Genomic DNA, 3,771 nt, shown 5'->3' with positions numbered 1-3,771 from the left:
CCTCCGCTCGACCCCCAAAAATTCAAATTAGGGCTGGACTGTCAGGATATGTCGCAGAACTTTCGAGCGCCATGCTTGGCGCTGAACTCGGACTGCCAGTCACTCATCTAGATAGCCATGCAAGCTATATCGAGCACTGGCTCAAGCTCCTGAAGCAGGATGACCGTGCCATTCTCACCGCTGCCGCAAAGGCGGAGGAAGCATCAAGGCTTCTGCTCAAACTCGGAGGGCGGATATCTGCCGATGATACCAACGAAGCGTCTGCCGACGCTGCATTGGCCGCCTGAAGGAGGGTGTCATGGGCCGATCGGTCAGTTACCCCAGCGGGGCCATCGTGGCCTTCACGGTGCTCGAAGTCGAAAACGACGACGACTGGGACTTCGAATATGAGTGGCTCCGCGAGGATCTGCGTGAGCGAGCAGGGCGGGCATTCCCTTCCCTGATCGCGCACGACGGTTGGCGAGGCCGCGAAGACCGCATCCTCATGCGCAATGCCTATGCGGATTTCGGCGTGTCGGTTTACGCCGGCCTGGTTGCGGTGTGGATCGTCGAGCGTGACGATGGCGCCTATTGGGATGCCGATTGGCGCACGGCCAGATCGCCCAGAGCGCAGCGCTGGCTGTCCCAGATCGCCTCACGCTTCGAAGCCTTATTCGGCGACTACGTCTGCCTCGGGCACATGTCGAACGGTGAGGGCGTCTACGCAAAACGGGTAGCCTGATGCGCCAGTCACTTTGACCGTGACGAGGTGCCTGTCCTCCCTGACGAAGCCTGCAGGTGCACTCATGGTCTGAAGCCATGCGAGAGAGGCCCTGGGCCAGCCGCCAGTCTTCCGCAACCCGGCTTGCGCAGGCCCGAGTTGGCCCGGCCCTGTGGGCCGTTGGCCTGCCCGCGCCAGCCTGCCCAAGCGGGTTTCCCCTGTCGGGTGCGGAGACTGCCTCAAGCTGGCCCTGACGGGCTCTCGCTGGCGCAGCCATGAGCGGGTGCGTCAGCCTCACGCCAGTCAGGAGGACAATACCCATGCACTCATCATTTTCTGACCAACTTGCCGGCCTCGATCTTTCCGGTTTTTCGATTGGTCCTGCCCCGGTTTCCACCAATGATTTTCCGGTCCACGATGCGGTCGTCCAGACGCTCGAAGCTGTATGGTCCGATCTATTTGCGATGGTCTCTGGGACTGCGCTGGAGGCCGATGCCGAGGACCTCGGCTGGGCGTTCGTCAACATCTTCCACCGTTCCGCGACCCGCAAATCGACCGCCGTCGACCGAGCAACCGACGAAGTCCGAGCGCTCTTGGCCACTGCAGATGGATCCGAAATTCACACCCATGAACTCGAGACCCAGGTTGAGCGTGCGCAGTGTGCTGAAGGGGCTATGCTCGCTCTCGAAGAGATGCGCGAAGTGGCCGCTGGCCTCTATCTCAACGAGTTTGGCTCCTCGTGGAAGCCCGTGTCGAGTTCGCGCTTCAATCACAGCGCCATGCTGACTTCCGCGCTTGTCGAGGGCCGCGAGTTCGTCCGAGCCCGGTCCGAAGCGAAACGCCGCGCCGCCGTGCCTGAAGGCACGCCGGTGATCTTTGCCGGTGGCCGCTCACGCCATCCCAACGAGCAGGACGCGCTCACCTTCGCCAACAACGTCTGGGCTACCCTGGACAAGATCCACGACCGGGTTCCTGACATGGTTCTTGTCCACGGCGGTGATACCAAGGGCGTTGACCGTCTGGCATCTTCATGGGCCGAACGACGCAACATCCCGCAAATCAGCTTCTCCCTCGACATGCGCCTGGGGGCACGCGCAGGCTTCAAGCGCAACGAGCGTATGCTCTCGCTTGACCCCCGTTATGTCGTCGCCTTTCCCGGAAACGGGGTCCTGGAGCGCCTCGTCATCGAAGCGAAATCCCGTCGGATTACCGTCGTCGATCGCCGCGGACCGCTTGGAACTTCTCCCAAGCGCGCGGCTCAGGATACCGACTGATGCGTCCGGCATCGCGCCAGCGCCATCAGCGCTGGCGCAGCCCGTCAGAGGAAAGAGATCGTCTGATATCGTGGGCAAGACGATCGGTTCTTGCCCGCACATTGCAGGAGAAATCTCATGACTGATTTTCAGGCAATCATGGCGGACTTTGCTGTCCGCCAGGCCGAACGCGCGGCGCAGGCATAAAGTGAAATCCAACGGCTCAAGGCAGCTATCATTGCCCCGCTGCGCAATGCCGAAATTGCCCGCGTAGAAATCCGTTTCGATGGGTGCGGCGACAGCGGTGCGGTCGAAGAATGCGTCTTCTCTGACGCCGGCGGGGCGAGTGTTCCGTGTCCCGAAGTGACGATCGCCTGTGCCGGAGAAGGCGACGACCAGAGCCTCAATTCCGCCCTCGAGCAACTTACCTACCTTGCTCTCGAACGCCATCATCCAGGATGGGAAATCAATGATGGTGCCTGCGGCGAACTGTTCATCGACGTGGCTACGCCGAGTTTCGTTCTGGACTGCCAGCTACGTTACACGGCGACCGACGACCATTCGACTGGTCTCTAGGAGAAGTGCGATGGCTCATTGCTATTATCACGCCCTGTCGTCGGTCCGGAAATGGGGAGGGGTGGTAGAAGATTACCTGCCGCTCCACCAATGGTTTGACCAGTCGAAGGCGATCTTTGCTGATCCGCGGCACCGGGCCCTCCGGCACCATGCCGAAGGCATCTTCATGCTCGAGACGCTGTTCGGGCCTACTATCGTCAACGCCGACAGCCGTGTCGTGCCCGTTCGCCTTGTAGGCGAGCAGCACGTCCGCGAGGACTTGGGTACGATTCCTTCCTTTGCGGATTGGGGGCGCCTAATCACGCCCCAAGACTGGATGTTGCGGGGTCATCGTTTGGACGAGCCTATGCCTCTTGGTACTGTGGAGACTGGTGCTGGCAGTGCGTTTTCAGGTGGTCTTTCGCCCGCTTCGGGAGGAGCTTTCGTTGTCGAGATATGATGTAGCCTTCGAGGCGGGCAGGGGGGGTCAGGGGGTACGTCGCAGCCCGTTAACGCGAAAAGTCATGGCTTGGCCTGTGCAAGGCACTCGGGACCAACCCGGCCTGTAAGCAAACCTTTCCTGAAGCATCCCCGTCGAGACGCGCAACCCCGATCAGGTCCGGCCGAGTTGCCGGGCTGCGCCCGGCTGCCCGCACCACCCGAACCAGATCGAGGTTTCCCTTCGGTGCGCTTCGCCGTGGCCGCTTCCTAGTCGGGTTTGCAGCCGGGATAGACCCGGAATGCTCGATCAGGAGAAAGACCATGACCAATCTCGTTATCCTCGTTGGCCGCATCGCCCGCGACCCCGAAACCCGCACTACCCAGGGCGGCACCAACATCACCTCGATCTCGGTCGTCACCGACCGTCCCGCCCGCAAGGACGGCAAGACCTACAAGGACGAAAACGGCTACACCGCCAAGGACAGCGAATTCCACCGCGTGACCTGCTTCAACAGTCTCGGCCAGAACGTCGCCAAGTACTGCACCAAGGGCCAGCTCGTGACGGTTGAGGGGCGCATCCACTATACGCAGTGGGAAGACCAGGACGGCACCAAGCGCTACGGCTGCGAGATCATCGCCGACAAGGTGGACTTCCTCACCAAGGGCCGAGTGTCGAACAATGAAGGTGCGCCCGACATCGATGAGGACTGAGCGCCTCCCGCAAACGACAAGGCTCCGATGGTTCGCGCCATCGGGGCCTTTTTTGTGTTCTCTGACGTAAGCGGCGGGGCGGGGCATCGAGCCCACACCCCGCCGCTTACG

Annotated in this window: 6 protein-coding genes; all 6 read left to right on the top strand. The window is 61.5% G+C overall.

Annotation, left to right across the window (positions count from 1 at the left end; genetic code table 11):
• On the top strand, positions 1 to 287 hold a 287-nt coding region (locus AX692_RS18845), incomplete at its 5' end, for a zincin-like metallopeptidase domain-containing protein (protein WP_230961035.1).
• Positions 288 to 298: 11 nt separating this feature from the next.
• Positions 299 to 721, top strand: a complete 423-nt coding sequence (locus AX692_RS04790) for a hypothetical protein (protein ID WP_073973746.1) — start codon at positions 299 to 301, stop codon at positions 719 to 721.
• A 299-nt stretch (positions 722 to 1,020) separates the two neighbouring features.
• Positions 1,021 to 1,974: a DUF2493 domain-containing protein gene (locus AX692_RS04785; RefSeq protein ID WP_073973745.1), complete on the top strand. Its 954-nt coding sequence runs from the start codon at positions 1,021 to 1,023 to the stop codon at positions 1,972 to 1,974.
• A gap of 192 nt (positions 1,975 to 2,166) precedes the next feature.
• Positions 2,167 to 2,529, top strand: a complete 363-nt coding sequence (locus AX692_RS20735; RefSeq protein ID WP_330997570.1) for a DUF6878 family protein — start codon at positions 2,167 to 2,169, stop codon at positions 2,527 to 2,529.
• Between the two features lie 10 nt (positions 2,530 to 2,539).
• Entirely contained in the window at positions 2,540 to 2,968 is a 429-nt protein-coding gene (locus AX692_RS04780; RefSeq protein ID WP_073973744.1) for a DUF6915 family protein, read from the top strand.
• A 302-nt stretch (positions 2,969 to 3,270) separates the two neighbouring features.
• Entirely contained in the window at positions 3,271 to 3,660 is a 390-nt protein-coding gene (locus tag AX692_RS04775) for a single-stranded DNA-binding protein (RefSeq protein WP_073973743.1), read from the top strand.
• The last annotated feature ends 111 nt before the right edge of the window (positions 3,661 to 3,771 follow it).

The sequence above is a fragment of the Erythrobacter donghaensis genome (assembly GCF_001557325.1).
Classification (GTDB): Bacteria; Pseudomonadota; Alphaproteobacteria; order Sphingomonadales; family Sphingomonadaceae; genus Erythrobacter; species Erythrobacter donghaensis_B.
This window is presented reverse-complemented; position numbering and strand designations above follow the sequence as displayed.